At 73.2% G+C, this 13830-nt stretch carries 14 protein-coding genes; 11 read left to right on the top strand and 3 right to left on the bottom strand.

The features are described 5' to 3' along the window. Positions 1-108: 108 nt before the first annotated feature. Positions 109-1224: an allantoicase gene (gene alc, locus ABTY59_RS29310; RefSeq protein ID WP_352022058.1), complete on the top strand. Its 1116-nt coding sequence runs from the start codon at positions 109-111 to the stop codon at positions 1222-1224. A 106-nt stretch (positions 1225-1330) separates the two neighbouring features. Here the strand turns inward: alc and ABTY59_RS29305 are convergent, their stop codons facing one another. Next, entirely contained in the window at positions 1331-2071 is a 741-nt protein-coding gene (locus ABTY59_RS29305; protein WP_352022057.1) for an SDR family NAD(P)-dependent oxidoreductase, read from the bottom strand. A gap of 305 nt (positions 2072-2376) precedes the next feature. On the opposite strand from ABTY59_RS29305, the gene ABTY59_RS29300 reads away from it, so the two are divergent. After that, positions 2377-3309, top strand: a complete 933-nt coding sequence (locus tag ABTY59_RS29300; RefSeq protein WP_352022056.1) for a DMT family transporter — start codon at positions 2377-2379, stop codon at positions 3307-3309. Between the two features lie 34 nt (positions 3310-3343). On the opposite strand, the gene ABTY59_RS29295 is transcribed toward ABTY59_RS29300, so the two are convergent. After that, the gene (locus tag ABTY59_RS29295) at positions 3344-3565 is read right to left on the bottom strand and encodes a hypothetical protein (RefSeq protein WP_352022055.1); all 222 of its coding nucleotides are present in this window, start codon (positions 3563-3565) and stop codon (positions 3344-3346) included. Positions 3566-3711: 146 nt separating this feature from the next. Between ABTY59_RS29295 and ABTY59_RS29290 the strand changes: the two genes are divergently transcribed. The 3 genes from ABTY59_RS29290 (at position 3712) to ABTY59_RS29280 (ending at position 6955) form a co-directional block, all read left to right on the top strand. After that, positions 3712-4923 (top strand): sensor histidine kinase, encoded by a 1212-nt coding sequence (locus tag ABTY59_RS29290; protein ID WP_352022054.1) that lies wholly within the window; start codon positions 3712-3714, stop codon positions 4921-4923. A gap of 158 nt (positions 4924-5081) precedes the next feature. Continuing rightward, entirely contained in the window at positions 5082-5759 is a 678-nt protein-coding gene (locus ABTY59_RS29285; RefSeq protein WP_352022053.1) for a response regulator, read from the top strand. 17 nt (positions 5760-5776) lie between these two features. Continuing rightward, on the top strand, positions 5777-6955 hold the full coding sequence (locus tag ABTY59_RS29280; RefSeq protein ID WP_352022052.1) for a cytochrome P450 family protein: 1179 nt from the start codon (positions 5777-5779) through the stop codon (positions 6953-6955). 171 nt (positions 6956-7126) lie between these two features. Here the strand turns inward: ABTY59_RS29280 and ABTY59_RS29275 are convergent, their stop codons facing one another. After that, positions 7127-8113 carry a Gfo/Idh/MocA family protein gene (locus tag ABTY59_RS29275; protein WP_352022051.1) on the bottom strand — a complete coding sequence of 329 codons (987 nt, stop codon included), beginning with the start codon at positions 8111-8113 and terminating at the stop codon, positions 7127-7129. 140 nt (positions 8114-8253) lie between these two features. On the opposite strand from ABTY59_RS29275, the gene ABTY59_RS29270 reads away from it, so the two are divergent. From ABTY59_RS29270 to ABTY59_RS29245, 6 genes are all read left to right on the top strand, one after another. Beyond that, a complete protein-coding gene (locus tag ABTY59_RS29270) occupies positions 8254-8973 on the top strand; it encodes a GntR family transcriptional regulator (RefSeq protein WP_352022068.1) in 720 nt (239 codons plus the stop codon). 88 nt (positions 8974-9061) lie between these two features. Continuing rightward, positions 9062-10081 (top strand): sugar ABC transporter substrate-binding protein, encoded by a 1020-nt coding sequence (locus tag ABTY59_RS29265; RefSeq protein ID WP_352022050.1) that lies wholly within the window; start codon positions 9062-9064, stop codon positions 10079-10081. Beyond that, on the top strand, positions 10078-11133 hold the full coding sequence (locus tag ABTY59_RS29260) for an ABC transporter permease (RefSeq protein ID WP_352022049.1): 1056 nt from the start codon (positions 10078-10080) through the stop codon (positions 11131-11133). The genes ABTY59_RS29265 and ABTY59_RS29260 overlap by 4 nt, the downstream gene beginning before the upstream one ends. Continuing rightward, a complete protein-coding gene (locus ABTY59_RS29255) occupies positions 11130-11924 on the top strand; it encodes an ATP-binding cassette domain-containing protein (protein WP_352022048.1) in 795 nt (264 codons plus the stop codon). Before ABTY59_RS29260 ends, ABTY59_RS29255 begins: the two co-directional genes overlap by 4 nt. 57 nt (positions 11925-11981) lie before the next feature. Further along, positions 11982-13157, top strand: coding sequence for an ROK family glucokinase (locus tag ABTY59_RS29250; RefSeq protein WP_352022047.1), 1176 nt, complete (start codon positions 11982-11984; stop codon positions 13155-13157). Continuing rightward, complete coding sequence (locus tag ABTY59_RS29245) at positions 13154-13732, top strand: hypothetical protein (RefSeq protein WP_352022046.1); 579 nt, start codon at positions 13154-13156, stop codon at positions 13730-13732. The genes ABTY59_RS29250 and ABTY59_RS29245 overlap by 4 nt, the downstream gene beginning before the upstream one ends. Positions 13733-13830 lie beyond the last annotated feature (98 nt).

Genomic DNA, 13830 nt, shown 5'->3' with positions numbered 1-13830 from the left:
AGACCCTCGACGGCGTCGTCACCTCCACCTGGCTGCGCGGCGAGAAGATCGCCGACCGCGGCACCCTCGCCGAACCCACCGGCCGCCTCCTCGAAAGGACCAACTGACGTGTCGTCCATACCCAGCTTCACCGGTGACGCCAGCCCCTACGGCGGCGGCGACCCGTACGCCGACTACCGGACGGCCGACTTCCCCTTCACCCAGTACGCGGACCTCGCGGACCGGCGTCTGGGCGCGGGCGTCATCGCGGCCAACGACGAGTTCTTCGCCGAGCGCGAGAACCTGCTGAAGCCCGAGGCCGCCGAGTTCGACCCCGAGCACTTCGGCCACAAGGGCAAGATCATGGACGGCTGGGAGACCCGCCGCCGCCGCGGTGTCTCGGCCCAGCAGCCGCACCCCACCGAGGACGACCACGACTGGGCCCTGGTACGCCTCGGCGCGCCCGGCGTCGTCCGCGGCATCGTCCTCGACACCGCCCACTTCCGCGGCAACTACCCGCAGGCCGTCTCCGTCGAGGCGACCTCCGTGGCCGGCTCGCCCTCGCCCGAGGAGCTCCTCGCCGACGACGTGAAGTGGACGACGCTCGTCCCCCGCACCGCGGTCGGCGGCCACGCCGCCAACGGCTTCGCCGTCGACGTCGAGCAGCGCTTCACGCACCTGCGCGTCAACCAGCACCCGGACGGCGGCATCGCCCGCCTCCGCGTCTACGGCGAGGTCGCCCCGGACCCGGCCTGGCTCGGCGTCCTCGGCACCTTCGACCTCGCGGCCCTGGAGAACGGCGGCCAGGTCGAGGACGCCTCGGACCGCTTCTACTCCCCGGCCACCAACACCATCCAGCCGGGCCGCTCCCGCAAGATGGACGACGGCTGGGAGACCCGCCGCCGCCGCGACAAGGGCAACGACTGGATCCGCTACGGCCTGGTCGCGGAGTCCGAGATCCGCGCCGTCGAGATCGACACCGCCTACCTCAAGGGCAACAGCGCGGGCTGGGCCGCCCTCTCCGTCGCCGCCGAAGGCTCGGAGGAGTGGACCGAGATCCTGCCCAGGACCCGCCTCCAGCCCGACACCAACCACCGGTTCGTGCTCGACGCCCCGGCGGTCGGCTCCCGCGTGCGGATCGACATCTACCCGGACGGCGGCATCTCCCGCCTCCGCCTCTTCGGCTCCCTCACGGAGGCCGGTACGGCGCGGCTGACCGCCCGCCACCAGGAGCTCGGCGGCTAGCCGGCTCCTCCCACGACTGGGCGGGCACGACACCCCGCCCGGCCCGCGAGGGCGCACCGACCCGACAGCACCGGTGCGCCCTCGCGTAACCCCTTTCGCGGAGGTCCTAGGCCGCGTGGCCGCCGTCCACCGAGAACTCGGCGCCCGTCACGTACCGTCCGCCCGGTCCCGCGAGGAAGGCGACCATCGACGCCACCTCGTCCGGAGTGCCGAAGCGGCCGAGCGCCGTCATCGCCGCCTGGCCCTCCGCGTACGGACCGTCCGCCGGGTTCATGTCGGTGTCCACGGGACCGGGGTGCACGATGTTCGCCGTGATGCCGCGCCCGCCCAGCTCCCGCGCCAGCGCCTTCGTCAGGCCGATCAGCGCCGCCTTGCTCATCGTGTAGAGCGTCCCGCCGGGACCCGGCACGCGCTGGCTCATGCAGCTGCCGATCGTGATGATCCTGCCGCCCTCGGAGAACCGCGCCGCGGCCGTCCGTGAGGCGAGGAACGCCGCCCGCACGTTCACGTCCAGGACCCGGTCCACGTCCGCGAGCGACAGCGACTCCAGCGGGCCGAGGACGCCGACTCCGACGTTGTTCACCAGGACGTCGAGCCGCCCGAGGGCGTCCGCCGCCCACTCCACCGCGCCCGCCGCGTCCCCGGCGTCGGCCGCGTCGGCCCGCAGCGGCAGCGCCTTGCGGCCGGCCGCCTCGATCCGCGCGGCGACCTGCTCGGCGCGCGCCTCGTCCCGGACGTAGGTGAAGGCCACATCGGCGCCCTCCTGGGCCAGCCGCACCGCCGTCGCCGCGCCGATGCCCCGGCTGCCACCCGTCACCAGGACCGCCGTTCCGTTCATCGTGGACATCCCGAAACCTCCGTGAGAAGCAGTAAGTGGTTGCGGGTTCAATGAAAGTCGGCGGGGCGCCCGGACGCTGGCGGGAATCGGACCCCGACCCGGTCGCCGCGGCACACCGGCCACGCGCGCGCACGGGCCGCCCCGAGTACGGCGGTTGCCGCCCCGAGTACGGCGGTTGCCGATCCGGAGGGCCCGGGAAGGGGTGCGGCCAGGAAAGGTGTAGCCGCCACGGGCCCGTCCGGGTACGGTGAGCGCTCCGAGTGCGAGCCACCGACGTCTCCACCCCATCCCGAGAGTGGGAGAACCGGCCCGCGATGTCGTCCCCGTCGATCGCCGCACCCCTGCCCCTCGGCGCCCCCCGCCGCGCCTGGCTCACCGATCTGCCCGTCCTGCTCGTCGCCGTCGTCTGGGGCGCCAGCTACCTCGCGGCCAAGGGCATCACCACCGGCCACACCGTCATCGCGGTCCTCGTACTGCGGTTCGCCGTGGTGCTGCCCGTCCTCGTCGCCGCGGGGCTGCGCAAGCTCCGCGCGCTGACCGCGGCCCAGTGGCGCGGCGCCGCGACCCTCGGGCTGATCCTCAGCGGGATCTTCCTCCTGGAGACGTACGGCGTCGTCCACACCTCCGCCACCAACGCGGGCCTGATCATCAGCCTCACCATGATCTTCACCCCGCTCGCCGAGGCCGCCGTCACCCGGGTCAGGCCTCCCCGCGCCTTCCTGGCCGCCGCCGCCCTCTCCGTCGCCGGCGTCGTCCTGCTGACCCAGGGCGGAGGATTCACCGCCCCCTCCCTCGGCGACCTGCTCATGCTGCTCGCCGCCCTCGCCCGTACCGTCCACGTCCTGGCCATGTCCCGGATCAAGGCCGTCCGGTCGGCCGACTCGCTCTCCCTCACCACCGTCCAGCTCGGCTCCGCCGTCGCCGTGTTCGCCCTCATCGCCGCCTTCCCCGGCACCGGCGCCTCCCCCTGGGCCGCGGCCCTCGACTTCGGCCCCCGTGAATGGACCGGGCTCCTCTTCCTCTCCGTCCTCTGCACGCTCTTCGCCTTCTTCGTGCAGATGTGGGCCGTCCGCCGCACCTCCCCGTCCCGGGTCAGCCTCCTGCTCGGCACGGAACCGCTCTGGGCCGCCGCCGCGGGCATCGCCGTCGCCGGCGACCGCCCCGGCCTCCTCGGCCTCGCGGGCGCGATCCTCGTGCTCGCGGGCACCAGTTGGGGCCGCCGCGCCGCCGACGCAGCCACCGGGTAGGCCGACCGCCCCGGCCGGACGGCGACCCGAGGCCTCAGTCGCTGGCCATGCGGCTCGCCCCGATCGCGAGGGCCAGACCGGCGACCGCTATCACGATGTTCGCGAACAGCTCCCGGCCCTCCAGGAACCCCACGTTCTCCGTGAGGAACCGCGTCAGACCCATGAAGTGGAACCAGCCGCCGGTCATCTCGCGGATCACTCCTGCCACGCCGGCCAGGAGCAGGAGCACTCCGAGGCCCTCAAGAAACTTCTTCATGACCCGATCATGAAGCCGGGGGCGGGGCCGCCGCGTCCGCCGCTCGTCTACGGCGACCGATACCAAAGTATCGACCCGCGCGACTCCGGTAGCCCGACGTCCCGCAGGGCCCGTGCACCGCCCCCGGCCTGCGTACATTTGCGGACATGACTCGTACGGACCGGCAGCGCTGGCTGCTCCCCTCCCACCTGGTCGAGCCGGGCGGGAGCGGGGCGCCCCGGCCCCGCCGTACCGTCCGCGACTGGATCGTGGACACCTCCCTGTTCCTCCTCGCCGCCCTGGTCGGACTCATCGCCGCCGACACGAGCGCGCAGTACACCAGCGAGGCCGTCAGCCTCTTCGACCAGCTCGCCGGCGCCGCCGCCTGCTGCGCCCTCTGGCTGCGCCGGCGCCGGCCCGTCGGCCTGGCCGTCGCCCTCGCGCTGGCGAACGTCGTGGCCCCGGTCGCCGCGGGGGCCCTCCTCGCGAGCCTGTTCAGCGTCGCCGTGCGCCGCCCGTTCCGCGAGGTCGCCCTGATCGGGGCGCTCGCCGTCGCCACGTCCACCGCCCAGGTCTTCGTCCGCCCCGACCCCACGACCAACTCCGGGCTCAGCATCGCCCTCGGCGCCATCCTCATCCTGCTCGTCACCGCCTGGGGCATGCTCGTCCGTTCCCGGCGGCAGCTCGTCGAAGCCCTCAGGGAGCGGGCCCGCCGCGCCGAGGCCGAGGCCGAACTGCGCGCCGCCCAGGCCCAGCGGCTCGCCCGCGAGGCCATCGCCCGCGAGATGCACGACGTGCTCGCCCACCGGCTCACCCTGCTCAGCGTGCACGCCGGAGCGCTGGAGTTCCGCCCCGACGCCCCGCCCGAGCAGATCGCCCGCGCCGCCGGGGTCATCCGCGACAGCGCCCACGAGGCGCTCCAGGACCTCCGCGAGATCATCGGCGTCCTGCGCGCGCCCGGCGAGAACGGCGACGGCGACCGGCCCCAACCCACCCTCGCCACCCTCGACGCGCTGATCGACGAGTCCCGCGAGGCCGGTACGGAGGTCGTCCTCGACACCACCGTCGACGACCCGGCCGCGGTGCCCGCCGCCACCGGCCGCACCGTCTACCGCATCGCGCAGGAAGGCCTCACCAACGCCCGCAAGCACGCCCCCGGCACCACGGTCACCGTCACCGTCCGGGGCAGGCCGGGCGACGGCCTCACCGTCGACATCCACAACCCGGCCCCCGGCGGCCCGGTCCCGCACGTCCCCGGCTCCGGCCAGGGCCTCATCGGCCTGACCGAACGCGCCGCACTCGCCGGCGGCCGACTGGAACACGGCCAGGCCCCCGACGGCGGTTTCGCCCTCCACGTCTGGCTGCCGTGGCCGGCCTGACGTCCCGGCCGATCGTCGGGAGGCCCGACCACGCCGGCCGGCCGCATCCGACGCCCGCTCCCGCCGGCAGCCGCCGCGACCACGGCGGCCTGCCCGACGTCCCGGCCGATCCCGTCGGCAGGACCGTTCCTCCCGTCCGCGCGGCTACCGTGGCTCCCATGACCATCCGGCTGATCATCGTCGACGACGACCCCCTGGTCCGCGCGGGCCTCACCTTCATGCTCGGCGGGGCCGAGGACCTCGAGATCGTCGGCGAGGGCGCCGACGGCCGCGAAGTCCCCGAACTCGTCGCCCGGCACGCCCCGGACGTCGTCCTCATGGACATCCGCATGCCCCATGTCGACGGCCTCACCGCCACCGAACGCCTCCGTGCCCTCCCCGGCGCCCCCGAGGTCGTCGTCCTCACCACCTTCCACGCGGACGAGCAGGTGATGCGCGCCCTCCGGGCCGGTGCCGCCGGATTCGTCCTCAAGGACACCCCGCCCGCCGAGATCGTCGCCGCCGTCCGCCGGATCGCCGCGGGTGACCCCGTCCTCTCCCCGGCCGTCACCCGCCAGCTCATGACCCATGTCGCCGAGCGGCGGGAGCCGGAGCGCTCGCGCGGCGCCACGGCCGCCGGACGACTGGCCGAACTCGCCGACCGCGAGCGGGAGGTGGCCGTCGCGGTCGGGCACGGCCGGTCGAACGCGGAGATCGCCGCCGAGCTGTACATGAGCGTCCCCACGGTCAAGGCGCACGTGTCCCGGATCCTCGCCAAGCTGGACCTCAACAACCGTGTCCAGATCGCGCTCCTCGTCCACGACGCGGGCCTCGCCGACACGGACGAGAACGATTAGTCGGATAGTCTGCTTCGATGTCCGTCATCGAACTGGGGGAGTACGGCGCGGACTTCACCGCGAACCCGTACCCCTTCTACGCCAAGCTCCGTGAAGCAGGTCCCGTCCACGAGGTACGGATGCCCGACGGCTTCCAGTTCTGGCTGGTCGTCGGCCACGAGGAAGGGCGCGCGGCACTGACCGATCCGCGGCTCGCCAAGTCCCCGTCCGTCATCGGCGTCCGGCCGCCGGAGGAGGACATCATCGGCGTCCACCTCCTCGCGGCGGACGCCCCCGACCACACCCGGCTGCGCCGCCTCGTCACCGCGGAGTTCACCGGCCGCAGGGTCGAGAGCCTGCGGCCCCGCATCGAGCGGCTCACCCACGAACTCGCCGACGCCATGGAGCCGGCAGGCCGCGCCGACCTCGTCGACGCCTACGCGTTCCCGCTTCCGATCACCGTCATCTGCGAACTCCTCGGCGTCCCCGCGGAGGACCGCGAGACCTTCCGCTCCTGGTCCAACGAACTCGTCACCCCGTCCGACGAACAGGGCATGTCCGACGCGATGAAGGGCTTCGCCGCCTACCTCGACGAGCTCATCGAGGACAAGCGGGCCGCGGGCCCCGCCGACGACCTGCTCTCCGGTCTCATCGCCGCCGGCGCCGAGGACGGCGACCGGCTCTCCGGTCCCGAACTCCGCGCCATGGCCTACCTGCTGCTCATCGCCGGCCACGAGACCACGGTCAACCTGATCTCCAACACCGTCCGCAACCTGCTCACCCACCCCGAGCAGCTCGCCGCCCTGCGCGCCGACCCGAGCCTCCTCGACGGGGCCGTCGAGGAGTCGCTGCGCTACGACGGCCCGGTGGAGACCGGCACCTTCCGCTTCACCGCGGAGCCCGTCACCATCGGCGACACCGTCATCCCGGCGGGACAGAGCGTCCTGGTGGGCATCGGCGCGCTCGACCGGGACCCGGCCCGCTTCCCCGAGCCCGACCGCTTCGACATCCGCCGCGACACCAGGGGGCACCTCGCCTTCGGCCACGGCATCCACTACTGCCTGGGCGCCCCGCTCGCCCGCCTGGAGGGCAGGATCGCCCTCCGGACACTCCTGGACCGCTTCCCCCGGCTCGAACTGGACCCGGAGGGCGCGCCCTGGGAGTGGCTGCCGGGCCTCCTGCTGCGCGGCGTCCGCCACCTCCCGGTGAGGTGGTGACGGCAGGCCCCGGCTCGGATCCGCACGGGCACGCCTGCTCAGGTCCGCACGGGCACGCCTGCTCAGATCCGCACCGGCACGCCTGCTCAGATCCGCACCGGCAGCCCGCGGCTAAGATCCGCACCGGCCGCCCCGGCTCAGATCCGCACCGGCCGACCGGCCCGTCCCGGCTCAGATCCGCACCGGCACCCGCTCCCGCCGTGAGCGCTCGCAGGCCTCGGCGATCCGGAGCGCCGCCAGTGCCTCCCGGCCGTCGCAGGCGTTGGGCGCCTCGCCGCGCACCAGGCGGACGAAGGCGTCCAGCTCCGCCTCGTACGCGGGGGCGAACCGCTCCAGGAAGCCCGGCCAGGGCTTGCCCGGTGCGGGCGGGCCCTGCGGCTCCACCGAGGAGAGCGGGGTCCGGTCGTCCAGTCCCACCACGATCTGGTCCCGCTCGCCGGCCAGTTCCATGCGGACGTCGTACCCGGCGCCGTTGCACCGGGTCGCGGTCGCCGTCACCAGCGTCCCGTCGTCCAGGGTGAGCAGCGCGGCGGCCGAGGACACGTCCCCCGCCTCCCGGAACATCGCCGGGCCCGCGTCCGAGCCCGTCGCGTACACCTCGACGACCTCCCGCCCGGTCACCCAGCGGACGATGTCGAAGTCGTGCACGAGGCAGTCGCGGAACAGACCGCCGGAGAGCGGCAGGTACGCGGCGGGCGGCGGCTCCGGGTCGGAGGTCACGGCCCGCACGGTGTGCAGCCGTCCCAGCCGCCCGGACCGCACCGCCTCGCGGGCCGCCCGGTACCCCGCGTCGAAGCGGCGCATGAACCCCAGCTGGAGCACGGTGCCCGCCGCCGCGACCGCGTCGAGCGCGGCCAGCGTCCCCGGCACGTCCAGGGCGATCGGCTTCTCGCAGAAGACCGGCAGCCCCGCCCCCGCGGCGCGGGCGATCAGCCCCGCGTGCGCCGCCGTCGCCGAGGCGATCACCACGGCGTCCAGGGCGTGCCCGAGCAGCGCGTCCACGTCCGGCGCCGCCTCCGCCCCGAGCGCCCCCGCGACCCCCGCCGCCCGGACGGCGTCCGCGTCCGCCACGACCAGCGCCCCGACCTCCGGGTGCCGGGCCAGCACACCCGCGTGGAAGCTCCCGATCCGTCCCGTACCGATGAGTCCGATGCGCATGGCCCCACCGTGGAGCCGCCCGCACCCGGGTGTCAAGGATTTGTCAGGACAACCGGACGTCACGACTTCCCGTCATCAGCGCCCCGGGCTACGCTCCCCCCGTGCCCAAGCAGTCCGGCTCCCCCCTGCCTCCGCTGGCCGTGGACCGCACGAGTCCGGTCCCGCTCTACTTCCAGCTCGCCCAGCAGCTGGAGGCCGCCGTGGAGAACGGGACGCTGTCCCCGGGCACCCTCCTCGGCAACGAGATCGACCTCGCCACCCGCCTGGGCCTCTCCCGGCCCACCGTCCGCCAGGCCATCCAGACCCTGGTCGACAAGGGCCTCCTGGTCCGCCGCCGGGGCGTCGGCACCCAGGTCGTGCACAGCAGGGTGCGGCGCCCGATGGAGCTCAGCAGCCTGTACGACGACCTCGCCACCGCCGGGCAGCGCCCCGCCACCCGGGTCCTGGTCAATCGCCTCGAACCCGCGGCGGGACCCGTCGCCGCGGCCCTCGGCGTACCCGAGGGCACCGAGGTCCACTACCTGGAGCGGCTCCGCAGCGCGCACGGGGAGCCCATGGCGTACCTCCGCAACCACCTGCCCACCGGGATCGTCACCCCCGACACCGAGCGCCTGGAGACCACCGGCCTCTACCGCGTGCTCCGCTCCGCGGCGCTCACCCTGCACAGTGCCCGCCAGTCCGTCGGCGCCCGCGCCGCGACCGTCCAGGAGGCCGCCCTGCTCGACGAGCCGGCGGGCGCCCCGCTGCTCACCATGGAGCGCGTCACCTACGACGACTCCGGACGGGCCGTCGAGTACGGCTCCCACCTCTACCGGGCCGCCCGCTACTCCTTCGAGTTCCAGCTGATGGCCCGTCCGTAGCCACTCCAGGGGGCCCCTCACCAGCGCCGCGACCCGCATGACCGATACTGCAATGCACGCAGAAGGACACAAAGGAGGGCACGGCCTCGTGACCAGGCTTCGGACAGGGGGGGTACGCGCCGCAGTCGGCGCCGTGCTCGCCCTCGCACTCACCGCGGCGCTCGCCGGGTGCAGCAGCACCGGCGGAAAGCGGGCGGAGGACGCACGCAAGGCCGCCGAGGCCCAGGGCAGGGCGGCCGTCGACACCCCCCGGTGGACCTTCGCCATGGTGACCCACTCGGGCGACGGCGACACCTTCTGGGACATCGTCCAGAAGGGCGCCAAGCAGGCCGCCGCCAAGGACAACATCAACTTCCTCTACGCCCACAGCGACGAGGCGCAGCAGCAGGCGCAGCTGATCGACTCGTACGTCGCCAAGGGCGTCGACGGCCTGATCGTCACCCTCGCCAAGCCCGACGCCATGAAGGCCGCCGTCGAGAAGGCCGTCAAGGCAGGCATCCCGGTGATCACCGTGAACTCGGGCGCCGAGCAGTCCGAGGCCTACGGGGCGCTCACCCACATCGGCCAGGACGAGACCGTCGCCGGCGAGGCCGTCGGCGAGGAACTCGACAAGCGCGGGAAGAAGAAGGCCCTCTGCGTCCTGCACGAGCAGGGCAACGTCGGCCACGAGCAGCGCTGCGCGGGGGTGAAGAAGACCTTCGACGGCGAGCTGGTGAACCTCTACGTCGACGGCACCAACATGCCCGACGTCAAGGCCTCCATCGAGGCCAAGCTCCAGTCCGACCGGGACGTCGACGCCGTCGTCACCCTCGGCGCCCCGTTCGCCGACACCGCCGTCCAGGCCGCGAAGAGCGCCGGCAGCAAGGCCGAGGTCGACACCTTCGACCTCAACGCCAAGGTCGCGACGGCCCTGGAGGCCGGCACCCTCGGCTTCGCCGTCGACCAGCAGCCCTACCTCCAGGGCTACGAGGCCGTCGACCTGCTCTGGCTCTACCGCTACAACGCCGACGTCCTCGGCGGCGGCAAGCCCGTCCTGACCGGTCCCCAGATCATCACCAAGGACCAGGCCGCCGCCCTGAAGGAGTACGCGGATCGGGGCACCCGATGAGTTCCACCGCCCCGCCGTCGGACGGTGTCGACCACGTCGACGAACGGCTGCTCCGCACCACCCCGCTGAAGAAGCTGCTGGCCCGTCCCGAGCTCGGCTCGGTCGTCGGCGCGATCGCCGTCTTCGTCTTCTTCGCGCTGGTCGCCGACAGCTTCCTCGAACCCGCCAGCCTCGGCACCGTCCTCTACGCGGCCTCCACCATCGGCATCATGGCCGTCCCGGTCGCGCTGCTCATGATCGGCGGCGAGTTCGACCTCTCCGCCGGCGTCCTGGTCACCAGCTCCGCGCTCGTCTCCTCGATGTTCAGCTACCAGATGACGGCGAACGTCTGGGTCGGCGTCGGCGTCTCGCTGCTCGTCACCCTGGCGATCGGCGTCTTCAACGGCGTCATGCTGACCCGCACCAAGCTGCCCAGCTTCATCATCACGCTCGGCACCTTCCTCATGCTGACCGGTCTGAACCTGGGCCTCACCAAGCTGATCAGCGGCACCGTCTCCACCAAGACCATCGCCGACATGGAGGGCTTCCCCTCCGCCCGGAAGCTCTTCGCCTCGGAGGTGACGATCGGCGGCGTCGAGTTCAAGGTCACCATCCTGTGGTGGTTCGGCCTCGTCGCCCTCGCCACCTGGATCCTGCTCCGCACCCGCTTCGGCAACTGGATCTTCGCCGTCGGCGGCGGCGCCGACGCGGCACGCGCGGTCGGCGTGCCCGTCTACCGCACGAAGATCGGCCTCTACATGGGCGTGGCGTTCTGCGCCTGGATCTCCGGGCAGCACCTGCTGTTCTCCTTCGACGTCGTCCAGTCGGGCGAAGGCGTCGGGAACGAACTGATCTACATCATCGCGGCCGTCATCGGCGGCTGTCTGATCACCGGCGGATACGGCTCGGCCATCGGCTCCGCGGTCGGCGCCCTGATCTTCGGCATGACCAGCAAGGGCATCGTGTACGCCGAGTGGAACCCGGACTGGTTCAAGTTCTTCCTGGGAGCGATGCTCCTCCTGGCGACCCTGCTGAACGCCTGGATCCGCAAGCGCGTGGAGGCGACCAAGTGACCACGGAGCCGACTCCGCTCGTGGAGCTGACCGACGTCAGCAAGTACTACGGCAACATCCGCGCCCTCGAAGGCGTCTCCCTGGAGGTCCGCGCGGGGGAGATCTCCTGCGTCCTCGGCGACAACGGCGCCGGCAAGTCCACCCTCATCAAGATCGTCGCGGGGCTGCACCGGCACGACGCCGGCAGCTTCCGCATCGAGGGCGAGGACGTCACCCTCGCCAACCCGCGCGACGCCCTCGACCGGGGCATCGCCACCGTCTACCAGGACCTCGCCGTCGTCCCCCTCATGCCGGTCTGGCGGAACTTCTTCCTCGGCTCCGAGCCCACCAGGGGATCCGGCCCCTTCAAGCGGCTCGACGTCGATCTGATGCGCTCCACCACCCGCGAGGCGCTGCTCCGCATGGGCATCGACCTCCGGGACGTCGACCAGCCGATCGGGACGCTCTCCGGCGGCGAGCGGCAGTGCGTGGCCATCGCCCGCGCCGTCCACTTCGGCGCCAAGGTCCTCGTCCTCGACGAGCCGACCGCCGCGCTCGGCGTGAAGCAGTCCGGCGTCGTCCTCAAGTACGTCGCCGCCGCGCGTGACCAGGGCCTCGGCGTGGTCCTCATCACGCACAACCCGCACCACGCCTACCTCGTCGGCGACCGTTTCGTCCTCCTCAAGCGGGGCGTCATGGCGGCGAGCCACACCAAGGACTCCGTCACCCTCGACGAGTTGACCCGGCAGATGGCGGGCGGCAGCGAGCTGGAGGACCTGCGCCACGAGCTGGAGCGGCCGACCGGAACGTGACCCGTCCCGCCGCGACGAGACGGCCCCTTCACCCCCCACCTGGCAGAATCGGAGCCGATGAGTACCTACCGTGACCTCGCGCACCGGGGATCCGCCCGCGGGACCGTGCTGCGGACCGTCGGGACCCGGGAGCGGCGCTCGCACCTGACGGCGCCCCGGGTGCCGACCGTCGGCATCGACATCGGCGGTACGAAGGTGATGGCCGGCGTCGTCGACGCCGACGGCAACATCCTGGAGAAGCTCCGCACGGAGACCCCGGACAAGTCCAAGAGCCCCAAGGTCGTCGAGGACACCATCGTCGAGCTGGTCCTCGACCTCTCGGACCGGCACGACGTGCACGCCGTCGGCATCGGCGCGGCCGGCTGGGTCGACGCCGACCGGGCCCGGGTCCTGTTCGCCCCGCACCTCGCCTGGCGCAACGAACCCCTCCGCGACGCCCTGCAGGGCCGCCTCGCGGTCCCGGTCATGGTCGACAACGACGCCAACACCGCCGCCTGGGCCGAGTGGCGCTTCGGCGCCGGGCGCGGCGAGGACCACCTCGTCATGATCACCCTCGGCACCGGCATCGGCGGCGCCATCCTGGAGGACGGCCAGGTCAAGCGGGGCAAGTACGGCGTCGCCGGAGAGTTCGGCCACATGCAGGTCGTCCCCGGCGGCCACCGCTGCCCCTGCGGCAACCGGGGCTGCTGGGAGCAGTACAGCTCCGGGAACGCGCTGGTCCGCGAGGCCCGCGAGCTGGCCGCCGCCGACTCCCCGGTCGCGTACGAGATCATCGAGCGGGTCAAGGGGAACATCCCGGAGATCACCGGCCCCCTCATCACGGAGCTGGCCCGTGAGGGCGACGCCATGTGCGTCGAGCTGCTCCAGGACATCGGCCAGTGGCTGGGCGTCGGCATCGCCAACCTCGCCGCCGCCCTCGACCCCTCCTGCTTCGTCATCGGCGGCGGCGTCTCCGCGGCCGACGACCTGCTCATCGGCCCCGCCCGGGACGCCTTCCGCCGCCACCTCACCGGCCGCGGCTACCGCCCCGAGGCCCGCATCACCCGAGCCCAGCTCGGCCCCGAGGCCGGCATGGTCGGTGCCGCCGACCTCGCCCGGCTCGTCGCCCGCCGCTTCCGCCGCGCCAACCGGCGCCGCGTCGAGCGGTACGAACGGTACGAGCGGTACGCCCAGGCCCTGCGCAACGGGACCTCGGGCCGGGCCGCGCGCAACCCCGAGGACCCGCCCTCATGACCCTGCCCCACCAGGCCGTCCCGCCCCGCCCCCCGCAGGAGAAGCTGCCCGAGGACCGCCGGCACATGATCCGGCGCCGCTGGCTGACGGCCGTCATCATCGTGCTGCTCGTCGGCATCCCGGCCGGCTACCTCGTCATCTCCGCGGGCCAGAGCCGGGACAGCGGCCGTGACAAGGAGCGCGAGTCCTCGGCGGCCGGCCTCCAGGCCAACTGGCCCTCTCTGATGAAGCGCCGGGTCTTCGAGGTCCCGATCCCCGCCGGGGCCTGGGACGTCGCCTACTACGAGACCAGCAACTGGAAGACGAGCCGGTTGTACGTCCAGTTCTCGACGACCGCCGGCGGTCTCGACGCCTTCCTCGCCGAGTCCGGGACCGCCCGCTCCGCGCTCACCTCCGGCCGGATCACCGTCGGCGAGCGCGACGCGGACATCGCGGGCTGGACCTTCGCCGACGGCATGACCTGGGCGGGCACCAGCGTCACCCGCGAGGAGCCGCGCCCGCGCACCGACATCACCGTCGACCTCACGGACCCGGCCTTCCCCCGCGTGTACGCGGTCTCGACGACGAGCCCCTGACCGTCCCCCGGAAGCACCACCCGGCTCGCGCGGACGCGCGGGTTCGCGTCCAATGGCGGGACGGGCGGGCCGGGCGGGCCGGGCGGGGTCGGGAGGCG

The organism is Streptomyces sp. NPDC096079 (assembly GCF_040303145.1).
Taxonomy (GTDB): Bacteria; Actinomycetota; Actinomycetes; order Streptomycetales; family Streptomycetaceae; genus Streptomyces.
Note: the sequence above shows the minus strand (reverse complement) of the source record. Positions and strands in the feature narration are given on the sequence as shown.

Excerpts from the sequence above, each read along its gene's own strand:
- ABTY59_RS29260 (WP_352022049.1), top strand. The coding sequence starts at position 10,078 with ATGAGTTCCACCGCCCCGCCGTCGGACGGTGTCGACCACGTCGACGAA.
- ABTY59_RS29305 (WP_352022057.1), bottom strand. The coding sequence starts at position 2,071 with ATGTCCACGATGAACGGAACGGCGGTCCTGGTGACGGGTGGCAGCCGG.
- ABTY59_RS29295 (WP_352022055.1), bottom strand. The coding sequence starts at position 3,565 with ATGAAGAAGTTTCTTGAGGGCCTCGGAGTGCTCCTGCTCCTGGCCGGC.
- ABTY59_RS29285 (WP_352022053.1), top strand. The coding sequence starts at position 5,082 with ATGACCATCCGGCTGATCATCGTCGACGACGACCCCCTGGTCCGCGCG.
- ABTY59_RS29290 (WP_352022054.1), top strand. The coding sequence starts at position 3,712 with ATGACTCGTACGGACCGGCAGCGCTGGCTGCTCCCCTCCCACCTGGTC.
- ABTY59_RS29275 (WP_352022051.1), bottom strand. The coding sequence starts at position 8,113 with ATGCGCATCGGACTCATCGGTACGGGACGGATCGGGAGCTTCCACGCG.
- ABTY59_RS29250 (WP_352022047.1), top strand. The coding sequence starts at position 11,982 with ATGAGTACCTACCGTGACCTCGCGCACCGGGGATCCGCCCGCGGGACC.
- ABTY59_RS29300 (WP_352022056.1), top strand. The coding sequence starts at position 2,377 with ATGTCGTCCCCGTCGATCGCCGCACCCCTGCCCCTCGGCGCCCCCCGC.
- ABTY59_RS29280 (WP_352022052.1), top strand. The coding sequence starts at position 5,777 with ATGTCCGTCATCGAACTGGGGGAGTACGGCGCGGACTTCACCGCGAAC.
- ABTY59_RS29245 (WP_352022046.1), top strand. The coding sequence starts at position 13,154 with ATGACCCTGCCCCACCAGGCCGTCCCGCCCCGCCCCCCGCAGGAGAAG.